The organism is Chromobacterium sp. (assembly GCF_041912965.1).
Taxonomy (GTDB): Bacteria; Pseudomonadota; Gammaproteobacteria; order Burkholderiales; family Chromobacteriaceae; genus Chromobacterium; species Chromobacterium aquaticum.
Genome location: NZ_JAYSGF010000036.1, coordinates 1 through 18,887, shown reverse-complemented (window position 1 = coordinate 18,887; position 18,887 = coordinate 1). Strand labels below are relative to the sequence as shown.

The 18,887-nt window shown below is 65.0% G+C and carries 17 protein-coding genes; 1 reads left to right on the top strand and 16 read right to left on the bottom strand.

Going from position 1 to position 18,887, the window contains the following annotated elements:
- Positions 1-36: 36 nt before the first annotated feature.
- The 16 genes from ACE3QM_RS17560 to gatC all read right to left on the bottom strand — a co-directional run bounded on the left by ACE3QM_RS17560 (position 37) and on the right by gatC (position 18,057).
- Positions 37-762 carry a cell division protein FtsQ/DivIB gene (locus ACE3QM_RS17560; RefSeq protein WP_231461617.1) on the bottom strand — a complete coding sequence of 242 codons (726 nt, stop codon included), beginning with the start codon at positions 760-762 and terminating at the stop codon, positions 37-39.
- Positions 752-1,663 carry a D-alanine--D-alanine ligase gene (locus ACE3QM_RS17555; RefSeq protein WP_374423719.1) on the bottom strand — a complete coding sequence of 304 codons (912 nt, stop codon included), beginning with the start codon at positions 1,661-1,663 and terminating at the stop codon, positions 752-754. Before ACE3QM_RS17555 ends, ACE3QM_RS17560 begins: the two co-directional genes overlap by 11 nt.
- A gap of 23 nt (positions 1,664-1,686) precedes the next feature.
- Positions 1,687-3,078 carry a UDP-N-acetylmuramate--L-alanine ligase gene (gene murC, locus ACE3QM_RS17550; protein WP_048408352.1) on the bottom strand — a complete coding sequence of 464 codons (1,392 nt, stop codon included), beginning with the start codon at positions 3,076-3,078 and terminating at the stop codon, positions 1,687-1,689.
- A 37-nt stretch (positions 3,079-3,115) separates the two neighbouring features.
- On the bottom strand, positions 3,116-4,198 hold the full coding sequence (gene murG, locus ACE3QM_RS17545) for an undecaprenyldiphospho-muramoylpentapeptide beta-N-acetylglucosaminyltransferase (RefSeq protein ID WP_374423679.1): 1,083 nt from the start codon (positions 4,196-4,198) through the stop codon (positions 3,116-3,118).
- A 5-nt stretch (positions 4,199-4,203) separates the two neighbouring features.
- Positions 4,204-5,361 carry a putative lipid II flippase FtsW gene (gene ftsW / locus ACE3QM_RS17540; RefSeq protein ID WP_048408353.1) on the bottom strand — a complete coding sequence of 386 codons (1,158 nt, stop codon included), beginning with the start codon at positions 5,359-5,361 and terminating at the stop codon, positions 4,204-4,206.
- Positions 5,358-6,737: a UDP-N-acetylmuramoyl-L-alanine--D-glutamate ligase gene (murD, locus tag ACE3QM_RS17535; protein WP_374423676.1), complete on the bottom strand. Its 1,380-nt coding sequence runs from the start codon at positions 6,735-6,737 to the stop codon at positions 5,358-5,360. The genes ftsW and murD overlap by 4 nt, the downstream gene beginning before the upstream one ends.
- Before the next feature lie 8 nt (positions 6,738-6,745).
- Positions 6,746-7,831, bottom strand: coding sequence for a phospho-N-acetylmuramoyl-pentapeptide-transferase (mraY, locus tag ACE3QM_RS17530; protein ID WP_048408355.1), 1,086 nt, complete (start codon positions 7,829-7,831; stop codon positions 6,746-6,748).
- A 1-nt stretch (position 7,832) separates the two neighbouring features.
- Complete coding sequence (gene murF, locus ACE3QM_RS17525; protein ID WP_374423673.1) at positions 7,833-9,194, bottom strand: UDP-N-acetylmuramoyl-tripeptide--D-alanyl-D-alanine ligase; 1,362 nt, start codon at positions 9,192-9,194, stop codon at positions 7,833-7,835.
- Positions 9,191-10,672 (bottom strand): UDP-N-acetylmuramoyl-L-alanyl-D-glutamate--2,6-diaminopimelate ligase, encoded by a 1,482-nt coding sequence (locus ACE3QM_RS17520; RefSeq protein WP_374423671.1) that lies wholly within the window; start codon positions 10,670-10,672, stop codon positions 9,191-9,193. The genes murF and ACE3QM_RS17520 overlap by 4 nt, the downstream gene beginning before the upstream one ends.
- Before the next feature lie 7 nt (positions 10,673-10,679).
- On the bottom strand, positions 10,680-12,428 hold the full coding sequence (locus ACE3QM_RS17515; protein WP_048408358.1) for a penicillin-binding protein 2: 1,749 nt from the start codon (positions 12,426-12,428) through the stop codon (positions 10,680-10,682).
- Positions 12,428-12,700: a cell division protein FtsL gene (gene ftsL, locus ACE3QM_RS17510; protein ID WP_048408359.1), complete on the bottom strand. Its 273-nt coding sequence runs from the start codon at positions 12,698-12,700 to the stop codon at positions 12,428-12,430. The genes ACE3QM_RS17515 and ftsL overlap by 1 nt, the downstream gene beginning before the upstream one ends.
- A complete protein-coding gene (gene rsmH, locus ACE3QM_RS17505; RefSeq protein WP_374423668.1) occupies positions 12,697-13,659 on the bottom strand; it encodes a 16S rRNA (cytosine(1402)-N(4))-methyltransferase RsmH in 963 nt (320 codons plus the stop codon). The genes ftsL and rsmH overlap by 4 nt, the downstream gene beginning before the upstream one ends.
- Complete coding sequence (mraZ, locus tag ACE3QM_RS17500) at positions 13,656-14,102, bottom strand: division/cell wall cluster transcriptional repressor MraZ (RefSeq protein WP_043635472.1); 447 nt, start codon at positions 14,100-14,102, stop codon at positions 13,656-13,658. Before mraZ ends, rsmH begins: the two co-directional genes overlap by 4 nt.
- 530 nt (positions 14,103-14,632) lie before the next feature.
- Positions 14,633-16,060 (bottom strand): Asp-tRNA(Asn)/Glu-tRNA(Gln) amidotransferase subunit GatB, encoded by a 1,428-nt coding sequence (gene gatB / locus ACE3QM_RS17495; protein ID WP_374423665.1) that lies wholly within the window; start codon positions 16,058-16,060, stop codon positions 14,633-14,635.
- Positions 16,061-16,204: 144 nt separating this feature from the next.
- The gene (gatA, locus tag ACE3QM_RS17490) at positions 16,205-17,656 is read right to left on the bottom strand and encodes an Asp-tRNA(Asn)/Glu-tRNA(Gln) amidotransferase subunit GatA (RefSeq protein WP_374423663.1); all 1,452 of its coding nucleotides are present in this window, start codon (positions 17,654-17,656) and stop codon (positions 16,205-16,207) included.
- A 113-nt stretch (positions 17,657-17,769) separates the two neighbouring features.
- Positions 17,770-18,057 carry an Asp-tRNA(Asn)/Glu-tRNA(Gln) amidotransferase subunit GatC gene (gatC, locus tag ACE3QM_RS17485; protein ID WP_048408435.1) on the bottom strand — a complete coding sequence of 96 codons (288 nt, stop codon included), beginning with the start codon at positions 18,055-18,057 and terminating at the stop codon, positions 17,770-17,772.
- 298 nt (positions 18,058-18,355) lie between these two features.
- On the opposite strand from gatC, the gene ACE3QM_RS17480 reads away from it, so the two are divergent.
- The coding region (locus ACE3QM_RS17480) for a rod shape-determining protein (RefSeq protein ID WP_374423660.1) at positions 18,356-18,887 on the top strand (532 nt) is incomplete at its 3' end.

Genomic DNA, 18,887 nt, shown 5'->3' with positions numbered 1-18,887 from the left:
TCCTTTGGTTTGCTCACCTGTCGCTCCAACTGCTAATTACTTGTTTCCCTTGGCCGGCGGCGCCTTGTAATCGGGCATCCGCACGGCGAATCCATTCGGGTAGCGCATATCAACGTACTCAATGGAGTACGGCAGCGCCGCCAATTTGCTCTTCCAGTACTGGGCGAAGCGGCGGGCGCGCGGACTCACGTCGTTGCGTCCCAGCTCCAGCTGCACCTGGTTGTCCAGCCCCACTTTCCAGGCGCGGCGGCTGGACAGCCACAGCGCCGCCGGCTTGACACTCGCCGGCGCCAGATCCTGGCGCAGCCCTCCCAGCATTTCGCTCATGTCCTTCTCTGCCCCCGCCGGCCCGTAAAACACCGGCAGGTCCTGGTCGCTGGCGGCGTCGAACCGCTCTCCTCGGGTATTGACCAGGCCGTTCTCTCCCCAGCGCGCAAGCGCCACATGCTCTTCCACCGAGATGTCCAGCGCGTCCGGCCAGCGCCGCCGCACCTGGGCATCCCGCACCCACGGCAATTTGCCGAAGGCCGCCCGCGTCTTGTCGATGTCCAGCGTGAAGAAGGTGCCGGACAACTCGTGCTCGGCAATGAACTTCAGCTGTTCCGGCGTCACGCGTTTCATGTCGCCGCGAATCTGGATCTTCTTCACCGGAAACACCGGCGCGTGCGTCAACCAGAACCCTCCTGCGTACAGCAACATCAGCGCGGTGGCGGCCAGCATCAAGTTGGCCAGGCCTCTAAGCAGCTGATGGTTATCCCACATGCACCATATCCAGAACCTTGAGGCACAAGTCCTCGTAACTGATGCCCATCGCCCGCGCCGCCATCGGCACCAGGCTGTGGCTGGTCATGCCCGGATTGGTGTTGGCTTCCAGCAGGTAAATGCCGCCGGCCTCGTCCATCAGGAAATCCACTCGGCCCCAGCCGCGGCCGCCCAGCACGCGGAATGCGGCCAGCGACAATTCGCGCGCGCGCCGCTCAATGTCTTCGCTCAGTCCGGACGGGCAGCGGTAAACGGTGTCGTCGCGGAAATACTTGGCGTCGTAGTCGTAGAACTCGGTCGCCGGCTCGATCTTGATGGTCGGATACGCCGTGTCGCCTATCACCGCACAGGTGTATTCGCCGCCGCCGATGAAACGCTCGGCGATCACGATGCTGTCGTATTTGCGCGCTTCCTCGAACGCCGCCTTCAGTGCGCCCGGCTGCTTGACCTTGGTCACGCCGATGCTGGAACCCTCGGTGGCCGGCTTGACGAAGATGGGCAGGCCCAGCTTGGCCTCCACCGCGGCGAAATCGCTGTGTTCGTCCAGCAGCTCGAATTCCGGAATCGGCAGGCCGGCGCCCTGCCACAACAGCTTGGTGCGCCATTTGTCCATGCAGATCGCCGATGCCATCACGCCGCAGCCGGTATACGGCAGGCCCATGCTTTCCAGCACCCCCTGCAAGGTGCCGTCTTCGCCGAAGGGCCCATGCAGGATGTTGAACACGCGGTCGAAGCCTTCTTCCTGCAACGCGCTGAGCGGCTGTTCCGACGGATCGAACTTATGGGCGTTCACGCCACGGGACTGCAGGGCCGCGAGCACGCCGGCGCCGCTCATCAGCGACACTTCGCGCTCGGAGGAACTGCCGCCCATCATCACCGCCACCTTGCCGTACTGCTTCATTGCCTTGTCCTTGTCATTCATCATCACGCGCCCGCCGCCACTTTGGCTGGCACCGCGCCGATGGAACCCGCGCCCATGGTCACCACCACGTCGCCGTCGCGAGCCTGATCGAAAATGGTCTGCTGCATCTCGGCGATGTCCTCGACGAACACCGGCTCCACCTTGCCCAAAACCCGCACCGCGCGCGCCAAGGCGCGGCCGTCGGCGGCGACGATGGGCGCTTCACCGGCGGCATAGACTTCGGACAGCAGCAGCGCGTCCACGCCGGACAACACTTTGACGAAGTCCTCGAACAGGTCCCGGGTGCGGGTATAGCGGTGCGGCTGGAAGGCCAGCACCAAGCGCTTGTCCGGGAAGGCGCCGCGCACCGCGGCCAGCGTGGCGGCCATTTCCACCGGGTGATGGCCGTAATCGTCCACCAGGGTGAAGCTGCCGCCGGCCTTGGCCGGCACTTCGCCGTAACGCTGGAAGCGGCGGCCGACGCCGGCGAATTCGGCCAGGCCTTGCTGGATCGCTTCCACGCTGGCGCCGCACTCCAGGCCGATGGCGATGGCGGACAGCGCGTTGAGCACGTTGTGACGGCCCGGCATGTTCAGCACCACCGGGAAGCGCACTTCCTTGCCGTTCTTCACCACCACGTCGAAATGCATCTGGCCGGCGGCGGCGCGCACGTTCTCGGCGTAGATGTCGGCGGAGTCGTCCAGGCCGTAGGTGGTCACCGGCTTGGTGATGCGGCCGCGGATCTCGCGCACATTGGGGTCATCCACGCACAGCACCGCGCGGCCGTAGAACGGCAGCCGCTGCAGGAAGTCGACGAAGGCCTGCTTGAGCTTGTCGAAGCTGTGGTCATAGGTGTCCATGTGATCGGCGTCGATATTGGTCACCACCGCCATCACCGGAGTCAGATGCAGGAAGGAGGCGTCCGATTCATCGGCCTCGGCCACCAGGAACTCGCCAGAGCCCAGGCGCGCATTGGTGCCGGCCGCGGTCAGCTTGCCGCCGATGACGAAGGTGGGATCCAGGCCGGCCGCGCCCAGCACCGAGGCGGTCAGGCTGGTGGTGGTGGTCTTGCCGTGGGTGCCGGCGATGGCGATGCCCTGCTTGAAGCGCATCAGTTCCGCCAGCATCATCGCGCGCGGAATCACCGGGATCTTGTTGGCGCGCGCTTCCAGCACTTCCGGGTTGTCGGCCTTGACCGCGGTGGAGGTCACCACCACGTCGGCGCCGTGCATATAGGTGGCGTCGTGGCCGTAGAACACACGGATGCCCTGATCGATCAGCCGCTTGCTGGTGGCGCTTTCCGCCATGTCGGAACCGGACACGGTAAAGCCCAGGCCGTGCAGCACCTCGGCGATGCCGCACATGCCGACGCCGCCGATGCCGACGAAATGTATGTGTTTGACCCTGTGTTTCATGTCTGTGTCTCTGCTTGAGCGCTCGTATGACGCCCTGTCATTCCCTGGCCAGCTGCTGGCACAGGTCGGCCACCCGGCCGGCCGCGCCGGAACGAGCCAGCGCGCGCGCGCGTTCGGCCTTGTCCAGCAACTGGTCTCGATCCAAACCCGCCAGCAGGCTCGCGAGCCCGTCGGCGTTCAATTCCTTCTGCGGCAGATGCCAGGCCGCGCCGGCCTGCGCCATCCACTCGGCGTTGTCGCGCTGATGGCCGGTGGTGGACACCACCAGCGGCACCAGCACGCTGGGCACGCCGGCCGCGCACAATTCGCTGACCGTGATCGCGCCGGCGCGGCAGATCACCAGATCGCATTCGGCCAGGCGCTGCGGCATATCGTCGACGAAGGGCAGCAGTTCAACCTGCTCCCGCAGGCCCGCGGCCTGATAAGCCGCTTCGACCGCGGCGAAATTCGCCTCGCCGGTCTGATGCGTCAGTCGCGGCCGCTTGTCGGCCGGCAACTTGGCCATCGCCTGCGGCAGCGTTTCGTTCAATGCCTTGGCGCCCAGGCTGCCGCCCACCACCAAGACCTTCAGCGGACCGCTGCGGCCGGCGAAGCGCTCCGCCGGCGCGGCGATGCTCTCGATCTCGCCGCGCACCGGATTGCCGGTGACCAGCGCCTTGCCGTTGCGCGCCGCGTCGCCGTCGAAGCCGCAGGCCAGTTTCTTGGCGAAGGGCAGCAAGGCCTTATTGCTCAACAACAGACCGGCATCGGCGTTGACCAGGACCAGCGGCTTCCACAGCAGGCCCGCCATCACGCCGCCGGGCAGGCAAACATAACCGCCCATGCCCAGCACCACGTCCGGGCGATGGCGGAAAATCTGCGCCGCGCTGCTGAAGAAAGCGCCGACCAGCTGCAGCGCGCCCTTGAGCGAGCCCAGCAAGCCCTTGCCGCGCACGCCGTGGAAGTTCAGTCGCTCCAGCGGAATGCCGGTTGGCGGCACCAGCTTGTTCTCCATGCCGCGGCGAGTGCCCAGCCACACCACCTTCCAGCCCCGGCTTTGCAATTCCTTGGCCACGGCGAGACCGGGGACGATGTGTCCACCCGTGCCAGCCGCCATCACCATGACCGTGCGATTCGCCATCTTCATCAAACCTTGTAGCCGCGCATGATGCGGCGATTTTCATAATCAACTCGCAGCAGCACCGCCACCGCGATCAAATTCATCAACATCGCCGAGCCGCCGAATGACATCAGCGGCAAGGTCAAACCCTTGGTCGGCAGCAGGCCCATATTCACCCCGATGTTGAAAAACACCTGGATGCCGAGCCAGATGCCCAGACCCTGCGCCACCAGCGATTGGTAGTAGCGCTCCAGCTTTTTCGATTCCACGCCGATGTGAAAGGCGCGGCGCACGATCCAGGCGTACAGGCCTATCACCACGCAGATGCCAATGAAGCCGAACTCCTCCGAAATCACCGCCATGATGAAGTCGGTGTGCGCCTCCGGCAGGTAAAACAATTTCTCTATGCTGCCGCCCAGGCCGACGCCGAACCACTCGCCGCGCCCGATGGCGATCAAGGAGTGAGACAGCTGGTAGCCCTTGCCGTACGGGTCGTCCCACGGGTCCATGAAACCCAGCACCCGCTTCAAGCGATACGGCGAGGAGATGATCAGCACCACGATGGCGCCCACCGCCATCACCGCCAGCCCGCTGAAGATGCGCATATTGATGCCGCCGAGGAAGAGCACGCCCATCGCGATGCTCATCACCACCATCAGCGCGCCGAAGTCCGGCTCGCGCAGCAGCAAAAAGGCCACCACCACCATGGCGGCGAACATCGGCGCGAAGCCTTCCTTCAGGCTGTGCAGCAAATGGCTCTTGCGCACGGTGTAATCCGCCGCGTACAGCACGGTGGCGAACTTCATCACTTCCGACGGCTGCAGGTTCAGCACGAACAGATTGATCCAGCGCCGCGAGCCGTTGACCATCTTGCCGATGCCGGGCACCAACACCAGCACCAGCAGCACCAGGCCAATCAGGAAAATCTTGCCCGAATACTTCTGCCAGAACGCCGTCGGGATCTGGAAGGCGATATAGGCCGCGCTCAGCCCTATCGTCATGAAGATCAGGTGACGAATCAGGTAGAAGTAACGGTTGTGCGTGGCCGCGTCGGCCTCGGCATAGGCGATGGACGCCGAATACACCATCACCAGGCTGATCGACAGCAGCAGGGCCAGCGCCCAGGACAGCGCTTCGTCGAACGGCTTGATGGCGGCGTAGCGCCGGGCTCCGTGCACGATCATGGCCGCGTCGCCTCCGCTTGCCGCGCCTTCCACTCGGCCACGGTGTCGATGAACACCTGGGCGCGGTGCGCGTAGTTGCGGAACATGTCCAGGCTGGCGCAAGCCGGCGACAGCAACACCACATCGCCCGGCCGCGCCAGTTCCGCCGCGCGGCGGGTGGCTTCTTCCAGCGTCTCGCAGTCGTGCAAGGGCAAGCCGGTGGCGGACAGCGCGGCGCGGATCTTGCCGGCGTCGCGGCCGATCAACAGCACGGCGCGGGCGATGCGGCGGCAGGCCGGCGCCAGCGGCGCGAAGTCCTGGCCCTTGCCGTCGCCGCCGGCGATCAACACCACCGGACGCGTCATGCCGTTCAACGCCGCCTCGGTGGCGCCGACATTGGTGCCCTTGGAATCATCGATAAACGCAACCGAGCCGATTTCGTCTACCAGCTCGACGCGATGTTCAAGGCCACGGAAAGTTTTCAGCCCATTCAACAGCGCGGCGCGCGGCGCGCCGACGGCTTCGCACAAGGCCAGCGCGGCCAGCGCGTTGGCGGCGTTGTGCAGACCCTGCAAGCTCATCTCGGCGCAATCGAAGGCCCGCTCGCCGTCCAGGCTCAGCCAGTAGCGGCCGTCATCCTGCCGCAACGCGTATGCGGCATCCTGTGTCAGCGAGAACCACCGGACCGCGCGGCCGGGCCGGACCATCGCGCGCACCAGCGCGTCGTCGCGGTTCAGCACCTGGGCGCCGGCGCCGTGGAACACCCGGGTCTTGGTGTGGGCGTAGTCCAGCAGATCGTCGTAGCGGTCCAGGTGGTCCTCGGAAATATTCAGCACCGTGGCGGCATCAGCCTCCAGCGTGAATGTGGATTCCAGTTGAAAACTGGACAGCTCCAGCACCCATACGTCCGGGCGCTTGCCGCTTTGCTCGCGCTCCAGCTGCGCTTCCAGCACCGCTAGGCCGATATTGCCGGCCACCACCGCGTCCAGGCCGGCGGCGGCGCACAAATGGCCGACCAGGCTGGTGACGGTGCTCTTGCCGTTGGAGCCGGTGATGGCGATCACCTTGCTGCCATCGCCGCGGATCGCGCGCGCCAGCACTTCGATATCGCCAATCACCTCGCCGCCGGCTTGGCGGAAAGCGGCGACGGCCGGATGCTTCAGCGGCACGCCCGGGCTCAGCACCAGCAGGTCGGCGTCGGCGAAGGTCTGGGCGCTGAAGTCGCCGCTGCGCACTTCCGCCTGCGGCAGGAAGGCGCGCAGCTCGGCCACGCGCTCGGCCGACGGCTTGGCGTCGGCCACGCTCACGCGCGCGCCGTGCGCGGCCAGGTAGCGCGCGGCCGCCAGGCCCGAGCCTCCCAAGCCCACCACCACGACGTGACGATTCGCGTAGTCCATAGTCTTCCTCAACGCAACTTGATGGTGGACAGGCCGACCAGCACCAGCATCATGGTGATGATCCAGAAACGCACCACCACTTGCGTTTCCTTCCAGCCTTTCAACTCATAGTGATGGTGCAGCGGCGCCATGCGGAACACTCGCTTGCCGGTGAGCTTGAAGGAAGCCACTTGGATCATCACCGACAGCGCTTCCATCACGAACAGGCCGCCCATGATCAAGAGCACGATTTCCTGACGCACGATCACCGCCACGGTGCCCAGCGCCGCGCCCAGCGCCAGCGCGCCGACGTCGCCCATGAACACTTGGGCCGGATAGGCGTTGAACCACAAAAAGCCCAGGCAGGCGCCGCACATCGCCGCGCAAAACACCACCACCTCGTGGGCGCCGGGGATAAAGGGCAGGCCCAGGTATTTGGAAAACACCGCGTGGCCGGCGACATAGGCGAAGATGGACAGGCCGGCGGCCACCAGCACGGTGGGCAGCGCCGCCAGGCCGTCGAGGCCGTCGGTCAGGTTCACCGCGTTGGAGGTGCCGACGATGACGAAATAGGTGAGCACGCAGAAACCGATCGCGCCCAGCGGGTAGGCGACGGTCTTGACGAAGGGCACGATCAGCTCGGTGGACGCCGGCAGCTTGGCGGTGGCGATCAGGAACACGCCGGCGCCGATGGCGATGGCGGACTGCCAGGCCATCTTGAACTTGGCGGACACGCCTTTCGGGTCCTTGTACACCACCTTGCGCCAGTCGTCGTAAAAGCCCAGCGCGCCGGTGCCGAACATCACCGCCAGCAGCAGCCACACGTATTTATTCGACAGGTCCGCCCACAGCAGCGTGGTCAGGCCGATGGCCAGCAGGATCAGCGAGCCGCCCATGGTCGGGGTGCCGGCCTTGACCAGATGGGTCTGCGGCCCGTCCTGACGCACCGCCTGGCCCACCTTGAGTTCGGTCAGCTTGCGAATCACCCACGGTCCCAGCAGCAGCGAGATCGCCAACGCGGTCAGCGCCGCCATCACCGCGCGCAGCGTGATGTAGTTGAAGACATTGAAGGCCCGGATGTGGGAGCCCAGCAATTCAGCCAGCCAGAGCAGCACGTTATTGTTCCTCTCTAAATTGTTGCATCAGGTGTTCCACCACCCGTTCCATGCGCATGAAGCGCGACCCCTTGACCAGAACGGAGGCACCCGACGGCAACTGCCGGTCGAGAAACTCGTACAACTCGTCAATCGAATCAAAATGTTTGCCGCGCGCGCCGCAAGCGGCGGCGGCGTGGCGCGAAACCTCGCCCAGCGTCAGCAACAGGTCGATGCCGCGCGCCCGCGCGTACTCGCCCACTTCCGCGTGCAAGGCGTCGGCGCTATCGCCCAGTTCGCCGATATCGCCCATCACGAAGCAGCGCGGCGCCGGCAAACGCGTCAACACATCGATCCCGGCCTTCATCGAATCCGGGTTGGCGTTGTAGCTGTCGTCGATCACGCTCAGGCCGCGCGGGCTTTGCTTCAGCTGCAAACGGCCCTTGGCGCCGCCAAAGGCGGCCAGACCGGCGGCGATGTCGGCCAGCGGCACGTCGGCGGCCAAGGCCAGGCTGGCGGCGGCCAGCGCATTGCGCACATTGTGCTCGCCCGGCGCCGGCAATTCGATACGCTGTTCGCCGTTGGCGCAGCGCAGCGTGAAGCGGCTGCTCAAGGCGTCCAGCTCGATGTCGGCGGCGCGGACCTCGGCTGCGGCGCCCAGGCCGAAGGCGATCTGGCGATGGCCGTCCGCCGCGCGGCGGAACAGCGCCAGATTGGCGTCGTCGGCGTTGAGCACCGCCACGCCGTCGGCGTCCAGGCCTTCGAAGATTTCCGCCTTGGCGCGCGCCACTTCCTCGGTGGAGCCGAAGTAGCCGAAGTGGGCGCGCATCGCGTTATTGACCAAGGCGATGCGCGGCCGGGCCAGGCCGGTCAGATAGCTGAGCTCGCCGTGATGGTTCATGCCCATCTCCAGCACCGCGTAGCGATGCGCCGGCGTCAGCCGCAGCAGGGTCAGCGGCAGGCCGATGTCGTTGTTGAAGTTGCCGGCGGTGGCCAGCACCGCGTCCGCGCCCGCATATTGGCGCAGAATGGCGGCCAGCATTTCCTTGACCGTGGTCTTGCCGTTGGAGCCGGTGACGCCGATGCGCAGCGCCGGCAGACGCTGCGCCCAGCCCGACGCCAGCCGGCCCAGCGCCAGCCGGGTGTCGTCCACACGGATCAGGCTGGCGCCGGACAGCTCGAAATCCGCGCGCACCAGCGCGGCCGCGCCCTTGGCCGTCACCTCGGCGACGAAATCGTGGGCGTCGAAGCGTTCGCCCTTCAGCGCGACGAACAGATCGCCGGCACCGGCCTCGCGGCTGTCGGTCACCACGCGCAGGATGTCGCCGTCCGGGCCGCTCAAAGCGCCCCGGGCCAGTTCGGCGGCCAGCAGCAGCGTCATCATGCGCGTTCCCCCCAGGCGGTCAGCGCCTCTTCCGCCACGCGGAAGTCGGAAAACGGCCGCTTGACGCCGGCGATGTCCTGGTATTCCTCATGCCCCTTGCCGGCCACCAGCACCACGTCGCCGGCGCGCGCCTGGCTCACCGCCCAGTGGATGGCGGCTTCGCGGTCCGCCTCGACATGGATGCGCGCGGCGTCCATGCCGGCGAGCACGTCGCGCAGAATGGCTTGCGGGTCTTCGGTGCGCGGGTTGTCGCTGGTCAGCACCGCCACGTCGGCGATTTTCTCGGCGATGGCGCCCATCATCGGGCGCTTGCCCGGATCGCGGTCGCCGCCGCAGCCGAACACGCAGAACAGGCGGCCGCCTTCCGGACGGATCTCGGCCAGCGTGGACAAGGCTTTTTCCAGCGCGTCCGGCGTGTGGGCGTAGTCGATCACCACCAGCGGCTCATGCGCGCCGCCCACGCTCTGCATGCGGCCGCGCGCAGGCTGGATGCGCGCCATCACCGCGGCGGCGTCGCGCAGGCTGACGCCGTTGACGCACAGCGTGGCCAGACAGGCCAGCAGATTGGCGGCGTTGAAGCGGCCCACCAGGCCGGTGCGCACATCGGTGACGCCCCAGGGCGTGGTCACCGTCAGTTGCAGGCCGTCCAGCGTGGCGGCCAGCGCCAGCGGGCGCACATCGCCCTGCTCCAGGCCGTAAGTCACCACCTGAGTCTGAGCCGGGTCGATTTCGGCGGCCAGTTGGCGGCCGAAGGCATCGTCGGCATTGATCACCGCGTGCTGCAGGCCTTCCCAGAAGAACAGCTTCTTCTTGGATTCGCCGTAGGCTTCCATCGAGCCGTGGTAGTCCAGATGGTCGCGCGTCAGATTGGTCAGCACCGCGGTGGCGAAGTCCACGCCGTTGACGCGGCCCTGGTCCAGGCTGTGGCTGGACACTTCCATGGTCACCACGTGCGCGCCCTGGCGGCGGTATTCGGCCAGCTTCTGCTGCACCGTCACCGGGTCCGGTGTGGTGTGGGTGGTTTCGGTCAGTTCGCCGTAAAAGCCGTTGCCGACGGTGCCGATCAGCGCCGCCTTCTGGCCCAACAGCGAGAAGGCCTGCGCCAGCCAGTGCGAAATCGAGGTCTTGCCATTGGTGCCGGTGATGCCGATCACGCGCAGCGCGCGGCTGGGGTGGCCGTAGACCTCGGCCGCCAGCATGCCGATGCGCTCGCGCAGATTCGGCACCGCCAGATTGGGCGCCTGCCACAGCGGATTCCAGGCGAAGCCGTCGGCGTCGTCCCACAACACCGCGGCCGCGCCTTTCGCCAGCGCGGCCTGGATGTAGTCGCGGCCGTCGGAATGCAGGCCGGGACACGCCAGGAACACGTCGCCGGGCAGCACGCGGCGGCTGTCGGTCTCCACCCGCTTGACGGGCAGTCCCAGTTGTTTGATGTCGTCCGGATTCCAGTCCGGCAATGGGGTCAAACGGCTTTTCATGATCTGATCAAAAATCCACCGGCACCGGGGTGGATTCCGGCAATAAAGTGTTGTTGGAGGGTTCGTCCGGCTGCACGTTCAATACTCGCAGCGCGCCGCCGGCGATCTGCGAGAACACTGGCGCAGCCACCGCGCCGCCGTAATATTTGCCCGCGGAGGGCTCGTCTATCATCACCGACACGATCACGCGCGGCGATTTGCCCGGCGCGAAGCCCATGAACAGCGCGCGGTGCTTGTTGGCCACATAGGTGCGGCCTTCCAGCTTGCGCGCGGTGCCGCTCTTGCCGCCTATGCTGTAGCCGATGATGCGGCCGCCGACGGCGCCGCCGCCCGGCTGGCTGTTGGCGATCAGCAAATCGCGCATCTCGTGCGCGGTCTTTTCCGCCAGCACGCGCTTGCCCGGCATCGGCGTGGCGGTCTTGTACAGCGAGATCGGCAGCATCACGCCATCGTTGGCGAACACGGTATAGGCGCGCGCCATCTGGATCAGGCTGACCGAGATGCCGTAGCCGAAGGACATCGTCGCCTGCTCGATGGGCCGCCAGTTGTGCCAGTCGCGCAGCCGGCCGCCGGCTTCGCCGGGGAAGCCGGTTTCCGGCGCGCGGCCGAAGCCCAGCGCGTCGTAATGCTTCCACGACTGTTCCGGCGAGCTCATCAGCGCCAGCTTGCTGGTGCCGACGTTGGACGATTTCTGGATGATGCCGAGGATGTCCAGGCTAGGGCGCGGCGCCACGTCGCGGATGGTGGCCGGGCCTATCATGTAAGTGTGGGTGTCCAGCACCGTGTTGAGGCCGGCCTTGCCGTTTTCCAGCGCCAGCGAGATCGACAGCGGCTTCATCGTCGAGCCCGGCTCGAACAGATCGATCACGCCGCGGTTGCGCATCATTTCCGGCGTCACGCCGCTGCGGTTATTCGGATTGAACGAGGGGTAATTGGCCAGCGCCAGCAATTCGCCGGTGTGCGCGTCCAGCACCACCACGCTGCCGGCCTTGGCCTTGTTCAATTCCACCGCGGCCTTCAGTTCGCGATAGGCCAGGTACTGGATGCGGTGATCCACCGCCAGCGCCAGCTTCTGGCCGTCGCGCGGCGGCTCGATGGCGGCGACGTCTTCGATGATGTGGCCGCGGCGGTCCTTCAGCACCACGCGGCGGCCGTCCTTGCCGGCCAGCATCTTCTCGCGCGCCAGTTCCACCCCTTCCTGCCCCTTGCCGTCCACTCCGGTGAAACCGATGATGTGGGACACGATTTCCCCGGCCGGGTAGAAGCGGCGGAATTCCTGCTGCTTGGCGATGCCGGGCACGCCCAGCGCCATCACCTTGTCCGCCAGCTCCGGGCTGATCTGGCGTTTGACATAGACGAATTCCTTCTTGCGGTCGGACAGCTTGGCCGACAGTTCTTCCGGCGACAGGTCCAACAACGCCGCCAGCTCGCGCAGCTTGGCCGGCTGCACCGGCTCCATGTCCGCCGGGCTGGCCCAGATGGTCTGCACCGGCGAGCTGATCGCCAGCGGCTCGCCGTTGCGGTCGGTGATCACGCCACGGTTGGCTTCCAGCGTCAACGCGCGGCGGAAACGCGCCTCGCCCTGGTTTTGCAGGAAATCCTGTTGCACCACTTGCAGGTAGACCGCGCGGCCGATCAAGGCCAGGAACAACAGCGCCAGCATCAGCAATACGAAACGCACGCGGCCCGGCTTCATGCGCAGCGCGGGGCTGGCGTCCGGGATGCGTTGCTGGTGGCGCGGGGAGTAAGTGCGCATCACATCCCCTTTCCAGGCGAAATCACCTGGATCTGACGCGGATCCGGGGTATGCATGTCGAGGCGGCTGGACGCGGCTTTCTCAATCACCGCGTGCGCGCCCCAGGTGCTCTGCTCCAGTTGCAGCTGGCCGAACTCGATCTCCAGCTGCTGGGCGGATTTGCGCTCCTTCTGCAAATCGCTGTAGAGCTTGCGCGACACGTGGGTCGAGGTGACCACCGACCAGGCGGACAACACCACGATGACCAGCAGTATCGCGTTGAGCTTGTTCATGCGTCGATCTCCCGCCACGGCGCGGCGGTGCGCTCGGCCACGCGCATGATGGCGCTGCGGGAGCGCGCGTTGGCGCGCACTTCCTCATCGCTGGCGCGCACCGGCTTGCCCACGGTGGACAGCGGCGGCTGCGCCATGTCGGCGGCGCGCACCATCGCCCAGGCCGGCAGCTTTTCCTCGCTGCTGGCGTCGCGCAGGTATTGCTTGACGATGCGGTCTTCCAGCGAATGAAAGCTGATCACCGCCAGGCGGCCGTTTTCCGCCAGACGGCGCGCCGCCTGCGGCAGCACCGCCTTGAGTTCGTCCAGCTCGCGGTTCACAAAGATCCGGATCGCTTGGAAGGTACGCGTTGCGGGGTCCTGACCCGGTTCCCGAGTACGGACGTTTTGCCCAACGAGCAAGGCGAGCTCACGCGTGGTCTGGAGGGGGGCGTCAGCCCTTTGCGCAACAATGGCTGCTGCGATCTTGCGAGCAAACCGCTCTTCACCATAAGTCTTGATGACCTCTCTGATATCGGCCTCGTCTGCCGTCGCCAACCATTCGGCCGCGGTGATGCCGCGGGTGGTATCCATACGCATGTCCAAGGGCGCGTCGAAGCGGAAGCTGAAACCGCGCCGCCCGTCGTCGATCTGCGGCGATGACACGCCCAGATCCATCAACACGCCGTCCACCTGGGGAATGCCCAGGCGCTCCAATTCCTGTCCCAGCGTTTCGAAACCGTTGTGCACGATTTGAAAACGCGGGTCTTCCTCCGCCAGCCGCGTGGCCACGGCGATGGCTTCGGGATCCTTGTCGAAAGCGACCAGACGGCCTTGCGGCCCCAGTCGCGACAGGATCAAGCGGCTGTGGCCACCTCGACCGAAAGTGCAATCGACATAGGTGCCATCCGGCCGGATGGCAAGCGCGTCGACCGCCTCGGTCAAGAGCACCGTCAGGTGCACGAAGGGGGTGGTGCTCACAGCGTAAAGTCTCCAAGGTGTTGGGCCAGATCGGTTTGATCGATGGCCAGGGCGTCAGCGGTCTGACTGTCCCATTCCTCGGCATTCCACAGCTCGAAGCGGTTGCCCATGCCCACCAGCGCGACGTCCTTGTCGAGTCCGGTGAGATCGCGCAGGCGCGCGGGCAGCAGAATGCGTCCGGCACTGTCCATTTCCAGCGTTTCCGCGTGGCCGAGCACGAGGCGCTGGTAACGTTTCAGAGTGGGATTGCCGGTGGGAAGGGCTAGCAGGCGGGCTTCGACCGGACGCCAGTTGGGTTCGGGGTAGATCAGCAAGTGGTCTTGGGACTCGAGGGTGACGATCAGTTTGTGCCCGAAAGCGGACAGCAGTGTCTCGCGGTGTTTGGCCGGAATAGCCAAACGCCCCTTGCTATCGAGAGACAAGATGCTGACGCCACCAATCATGATTTCGAGCCCGCTGACCGAATAAACCTAAGGGGCCGTCGCCCCCTGGGGCAAATGCCCCACTTTCACCCACTTCGCCCCACTTTCCGCCACTATAAGAAAGAACTTCCCCACGGTCAACATCGAGAAGTTCTAATTCACCTTTTGAGACAATGACTTAGCGGGCTGGGCAAAAAGCGGATTCCTTGTCAAATCAGAGGCTTAAAAACATCAGTCAAAGTGAGCTGTTAACACTCGAACCATTACGAAAACACCACATGTCAAGCCTGGGAATATTTCCAAGGACAATCCAGGGCAAGACAACTTGTCGCGCCGCAACACAAAAACAGGGCGGCGGCGCCATAATCGGCGCCGCCGCCCTGGAGTTCCGTTGGCTCAGAACCTGTTCCAAGTCTCGCGAGCTAGAGCGAGACAAGGCGAAAACGGCTGAGAAAGCGGAATGTACATACGGTACATGAGCATTTCGAAGACGGTTTCAACGCCCTTTTCTATCCATCCTGCCGACGCGCAGCAGACTTTGGAATAGGTTCTCAGGCCAGCTTCTGTCGCAGGATATCCTGCACCTGAGCCGGGTTGGCCTTACCCTTGGAAGCCTTCATCACCTGGCCGGCCAAGGCGTTGAGCGCCTTCTCCTTGCCTGCGCGGAATTCTTCCACCGCCTTGGGATTGGCGGCGATCGCTTCTTCCACCATCTTCTCGATGGCGCCGACGTCGGACACCTGCTTCAGGCCATCACGCTCGATGACGGCGTCGGCGGACAGTTCGCTGTCCCACAAGGCGTCGAACACCTGCTTGGCTAGTTTGCTGGACAGGGTGTTGTCGGCGATGCGCGCGATCAGACCGGACAGACGCTCGGCCGAGATCGGACATTCCGCAATCTCCTTGCCGTCGCGGTTCAGCCGCGCGGCGATCTCGCCGTTGATCCAGTTGGCGGCCAGCTTGCCCTGGCCGGAGGCCTTGGCCGCGGCTTCGAAGTACTGCGCCTGGGCCAGGCTGGACGTCAGCAGCGCCGCGTCGTAGGCGGACACGCCGTAGCTGTCGGCCAGACGAACTTGCATCGCCGCCGGCAGTTCCGGCATCTCGCCGCGGATGCGAGCGATCTGTTCGTCGGAGATGCGCACCGGCAGCAGGTCCGGGTCCGGGAAGTAGCGGTAGTCATGCGCGTCTTCCTTGCTGCGCATCATCCTGGTTTCGCCAGTATCCGGGTCGAACAGCACGGTGGCCTGTTGCACCTTGCCGCCGTCTTCCAGGGTGTCGATCTGCCACTGGATTTCGTACTTGGCGGCCTGCTCCAGGAAACGGAAGGAGTTGAGGTTCTTGATCTCGCGGCGGGTGCCGAATTCCTTCTGCCCCTCCGGGCGCACCGACACGTTGACGTCCATGCGGAAGCTGCCTTCCTGCATATTGCCGTCGCAGATGCCCAGCCAGGTCACCAGCGCGTACAAGGCCTTCACATAGGCCAGCGCCTCGTCCACCGAGCGCATGTCCGGCTCGGACACCACTTCCAGCAGCGGCGTGCCGGCGCGGTTGAGGTCGATGCCGGACAGGCCGTGGAAGTCTTCATGCAAGCTCTTGCCGGCGTCCTCTTCCATATGGGCGCGAGTCACGCCTATCACCTTCTCCTGCTCGCCGACCAGAATCTTCAGCTGACCGCCCTCGACGATGGGCAGATCCATCTGACTGATCTGGTAGCCCTTGGGGAGGTCGGGATAGAAGTAGTTCTTGCGCGCGAACACGTTCTTCTGGTTGATCTTGGCGTCCAGCGCCAGGCCCAGGCGGATGGCCTTCTCCACCACCGCCTTGTTCAATACCGGCAGCACGCCGGGAAAGGCCAGCTCCACCGCGGAGGCCTGGGTGTTCGGCTCCGCGCCGAAAGCGGTGCTGGAACCGGAAAAAATCTTGGAGACGGTATTGAGCTGCACATGCACCTCGATACCGATGACGACTTCCCATTTCATGGTTGGAAAATCCTTCTATTATTTTTTGCCACGGAAGCACACGGAAAACACGGAAGAAAAACGGCGCCCCCCTAGCTCACCCACTTCTTGGGAGCCGGGGTTTGTCCATATCCTTCCCTGCGCTTCCGCGGCTAATTCATTCAATTACAAAACCGGCGCGCGGCTGTGCCAATCGGTGGCCAGCTGGAACTGATGCGCGACGTTCAGCATCTTGGCCTCACCGAAGTAGTTGCCGATGATCTGCAAGCCGATCGGACGGCCGCTGGCGCTGAAGCCGGCCGGCACGCTCATGCCCGGCAAGCCGGCCAGGTTCACCGACAGAGTGTAGATGTCGGACAGATACATCTGCACCGGATCGTCGTTCATCGCGCCGATGTCGAAGGCCGCGGTCGGCGCCACCGGCCCCAGGATCACATCACACTGCTCGAAAGCGGCTTTGAAATCGTTGGCGATCAGGCGACGGATTTTCTGGGCCTTCAGATAGTAGGCGTCGTAATAGCCGTGCGACAGCACATAGCTGCCCACCAGGATGCGGCGCTTGACCTCGCTGCCGAAGCCTTCGGCGCGGGTCTTCTCGTACATGTCCACCAAGTCCTTGTACTCGGCGGCGCGATGGCCGTAGCGCACGCCGTCGTAACGCGACAGATTGGTGGAGGCCTCGGCCGGCGCGATCACGTAGTAGGCCGGGATGGACAGCTCGGTATTGGGCAGGCTGATGTCCACCACCTGCGCGCCCTGTTTTTTCAGCACCGCCACCGCCTCGTCCACCGCGCGCGCCACGTCGGCGCTCAAGCCGGCGGCGAAGTATTCGCGCGGCAGGCCCACCTTGAGGCCGGCCAGCGGCTGATTCAGATCGCGGGCGTAGTCTTCGCGGGCGCGTTCCAGGCTGGTGGAGTCGCGCTGATCGAAGCCGGCCATCACGTTCAACATCAAGGCGCAGTCCTCGGCGGTCTGCGCGATCGGGCCGCCCTGATCCAGCGAGGAGGCGTAGGCCACCATGCCGTAGCGCGACACCACGCCGTAGGTCGGCTTGATGCCGGTGACGCCGCAATGGGAAGCCGGCTGGCGGATGGAGCCGCCGGTGTCGGTGGCGGTGGCCACCGGCGTCAGCCGCGCGGCCACGGCGGCGGCGGAACCGCCGGAGCTGCCGCCCGGCACCGCGTTCTGATCCCAGGGATTTTTCACCGCGCCGTAGAAGGAGTTCTCATTGGACGAACCCATCGCGAACTCGTCCATATTGGCGCGGCCCAGCGTCACCATGCCGGCGGCCTGGCACTGCTCGACCACGTGGGCGCTGTACGGCGACACGAAATTGTCCAGCATCTTGGAGCCGCAGCTGGTCTTCCAGCCCTGCTGGCAGAACAAATCCTTGTGGATGATGGGCACGCCGGTCAGCGCATGGGCGTTGCCGGTGGCGATGCGCGCATCGGCGGCGGCGGCCTCGGCCAGGGTCTTGGCGCGGTCGACGGTGACCAGCGCGTTGAGCGCCGGGTTCAGCGCCTCGATGCGCGCCAGGTACTGCGTGGCCAGCTCGACGCTGGAGACTTCCTTGGCCGCTAGCTGTTGCGACAGTTGCTTTAAAGTAGACTGTGTCATTTGAAATGGAATCTTTAGCTATCCGGGAAGAGCGCCGCCGTCCTTTCAGACAGCGGCCAGCACCGGCAGCCCCCGCGAGCGGGAACCTACGACCGGCACAGGCAATCAGAGCATCACTCGATGACCTTGGGGACCAGGAACAAGCCCTTTTCCACTTGCGGGGCAACGGCCTGGAAAGCTTCGCGCTGATTGGTTTCGGTAACGACATCTTCGCGCAAACGCAAAGAGACATCCTGCGGATGGGCCATCGGCTCGATGCCGTCGGTGTTCACCGCCTGCATCTGTTCGATCAGGCCGAAAATATTATTGAGTTGCTTGCTTGTCGCGGCAATTTCCGCTTCATTGACATTGATGCGGGCAAGCTTGGCAATTCGTGCGACATCCTGATGCGTCAGCGACATGGTGTCCTCGTTCAAAACCTTTAATATTTCAAGCGTTATAGGGTATCATAGCCCGCTTGATTCTCCCAAGATCGACATCGCGCCACGGCATTATTTCGGCAGCGCTTTCACCACGCGGCCGACGGGCGGCAAGCCGCCGCGCCGGGGCTGGATCGCACGGACCCGATCGACGCGGGCCCGCGTCGGAAAATGATGCGCAAGCGGCCTTCCGGCCGCCGCGCGCCAGGTAACAAACAACAGATAAACGCGGACGCGACGGCGCGTCCGCCACATGACGAAAACTGACCAGGATCGCCCAATGTTTCGTTCGCTGACCGGATACTTCTCCAACGACCTCGCCATTGACCTTGGCACAGCCAACACCCTCATCTACATGCGCGCCAAAGGCATCGTGCTGGACGAGCCCTCGGTTGTCGCCATTCACAGCGACGCGCCCACCAACAAGAAATCCATCCTGGCCGTGGGCCTGGAAGCCAAGCGCATGCTGGGCCGCACTCCGGGCAGCATCCAGGCGATCCGCCCGATGAAGGACGGCGTGATCGCCGACTTCACCGTCACCGAACAGATGCTCAAGCAGTTCATCAAGAAGGTGAACCCCAACCGCTTCTTCGCCGCCAGCCCGCGCATCGTGATCTGCGTGCCCTGCGGCTCCACTCAAGTGGAACGCAAGGCGATCCGCGATTCGGCGCTGGCCGCCGGCGCGCGCCGCGTGGAACTGATCGAAGAGCCGATGGCAGCCGCCATCGGCGCCGGTCTGCCGGTGGAAGACCCGACCGGCTCCATGGTGGTGGATATCGGTGGCGGCACCACCGAAGTAGGCGTGATCTCGC

Coding starts and splice junctions, on each gene's coding strand:
- ACE3QM_RS17560 (WP_231461617.1), bottom strand. CDS start 762: ATGTGGGATAACCATCAGCTGCTTAGAGGCCTGGCCAACTTGATGCTG.
- ACE3QM_RS17555 (WP_374423719.1), bottom strand. CDS start 1,663: ATGAAGCAGTACGGCAAGGTGGCGGTGATGATGGGCGGCAGTTCCTCC.
- murC (WP_048408352.1), bottom strand. CDS start 3,078: ATGAAACACAGGGTCAAACACATACATTTCGTCGGCATCGGCGGCGTC.
- murG (WP_374423679.1), bottom strand. CDS start 4,198: ATGGCGAATCGCACGGTCATGGTGATGGCGGCTGGCACGGGTGGACAC.
- ftsW (WP_048408353.1), bottom strand. CDS start 5,361: ATGATCGTGCACGGAGCCCGGCGCTACGCCGCCATCAAGCCGTTCGAC.
- murD (WP_374423676.1), bottom strand. CDS start 6,737: ATGGACTACGCGAATCGTCACGTCGTGGTGGTGGGCTTGGGAGGCTCG.
- murF (WP_374423673.1), bottom strand. CDS start 9,194: ATGATGACGCTGCTGCTGGCCGCCGAACTGGCCCGGGGCGCTTTGAGC.
- ACE3QM_RS17520 (WP_374423671.1), bottom strand. CDS start 10,672: ATGAAAAGCCGTTTGACCCCATTGCCGGACTGGAATCCGGACGACATC.
- ACE3QM_RS17515 (WP_048408358.1), bottom strand. CDS start 12,428: ATGCGCACTTACTCCCCGCGCCACCAGCAACGCATCCCGGACGCCAGC.
- ftsL (WP_048408359.1), bottom strand. CDS start 12,700: ATGAACAAGCTCAACGCGATACTGCTGGTCATCGTGGTGTTGTCCGCC.
- mraZ (WP_043635472.1), bottom strand. CDS start 14,102: ATGATTGGTGGCGTCAGCATCTTGTCTCTCGATAGCAAGGGGCGTTTG.
- gatB (WP_374423665.1), bottom strand. CDS start 16,060: ATGAAATGGGAAGTCGTCATCGGTATCGAGGTGCATGTGCAGCTCAAT.
- gatA (WP_374423663.1), bottom strand. CDS start 17,656: ATGACACAGTCTACTTTAAAGCAACTGTCGCAACAGCTAGCGGCCAAG.
- gatC (WP_048408435.1), bottom strand. CDS start 18,057: ATGTCGCTGACGCATCAGGATGTCGCACGAATTGCCAAGCTTGCCCGC.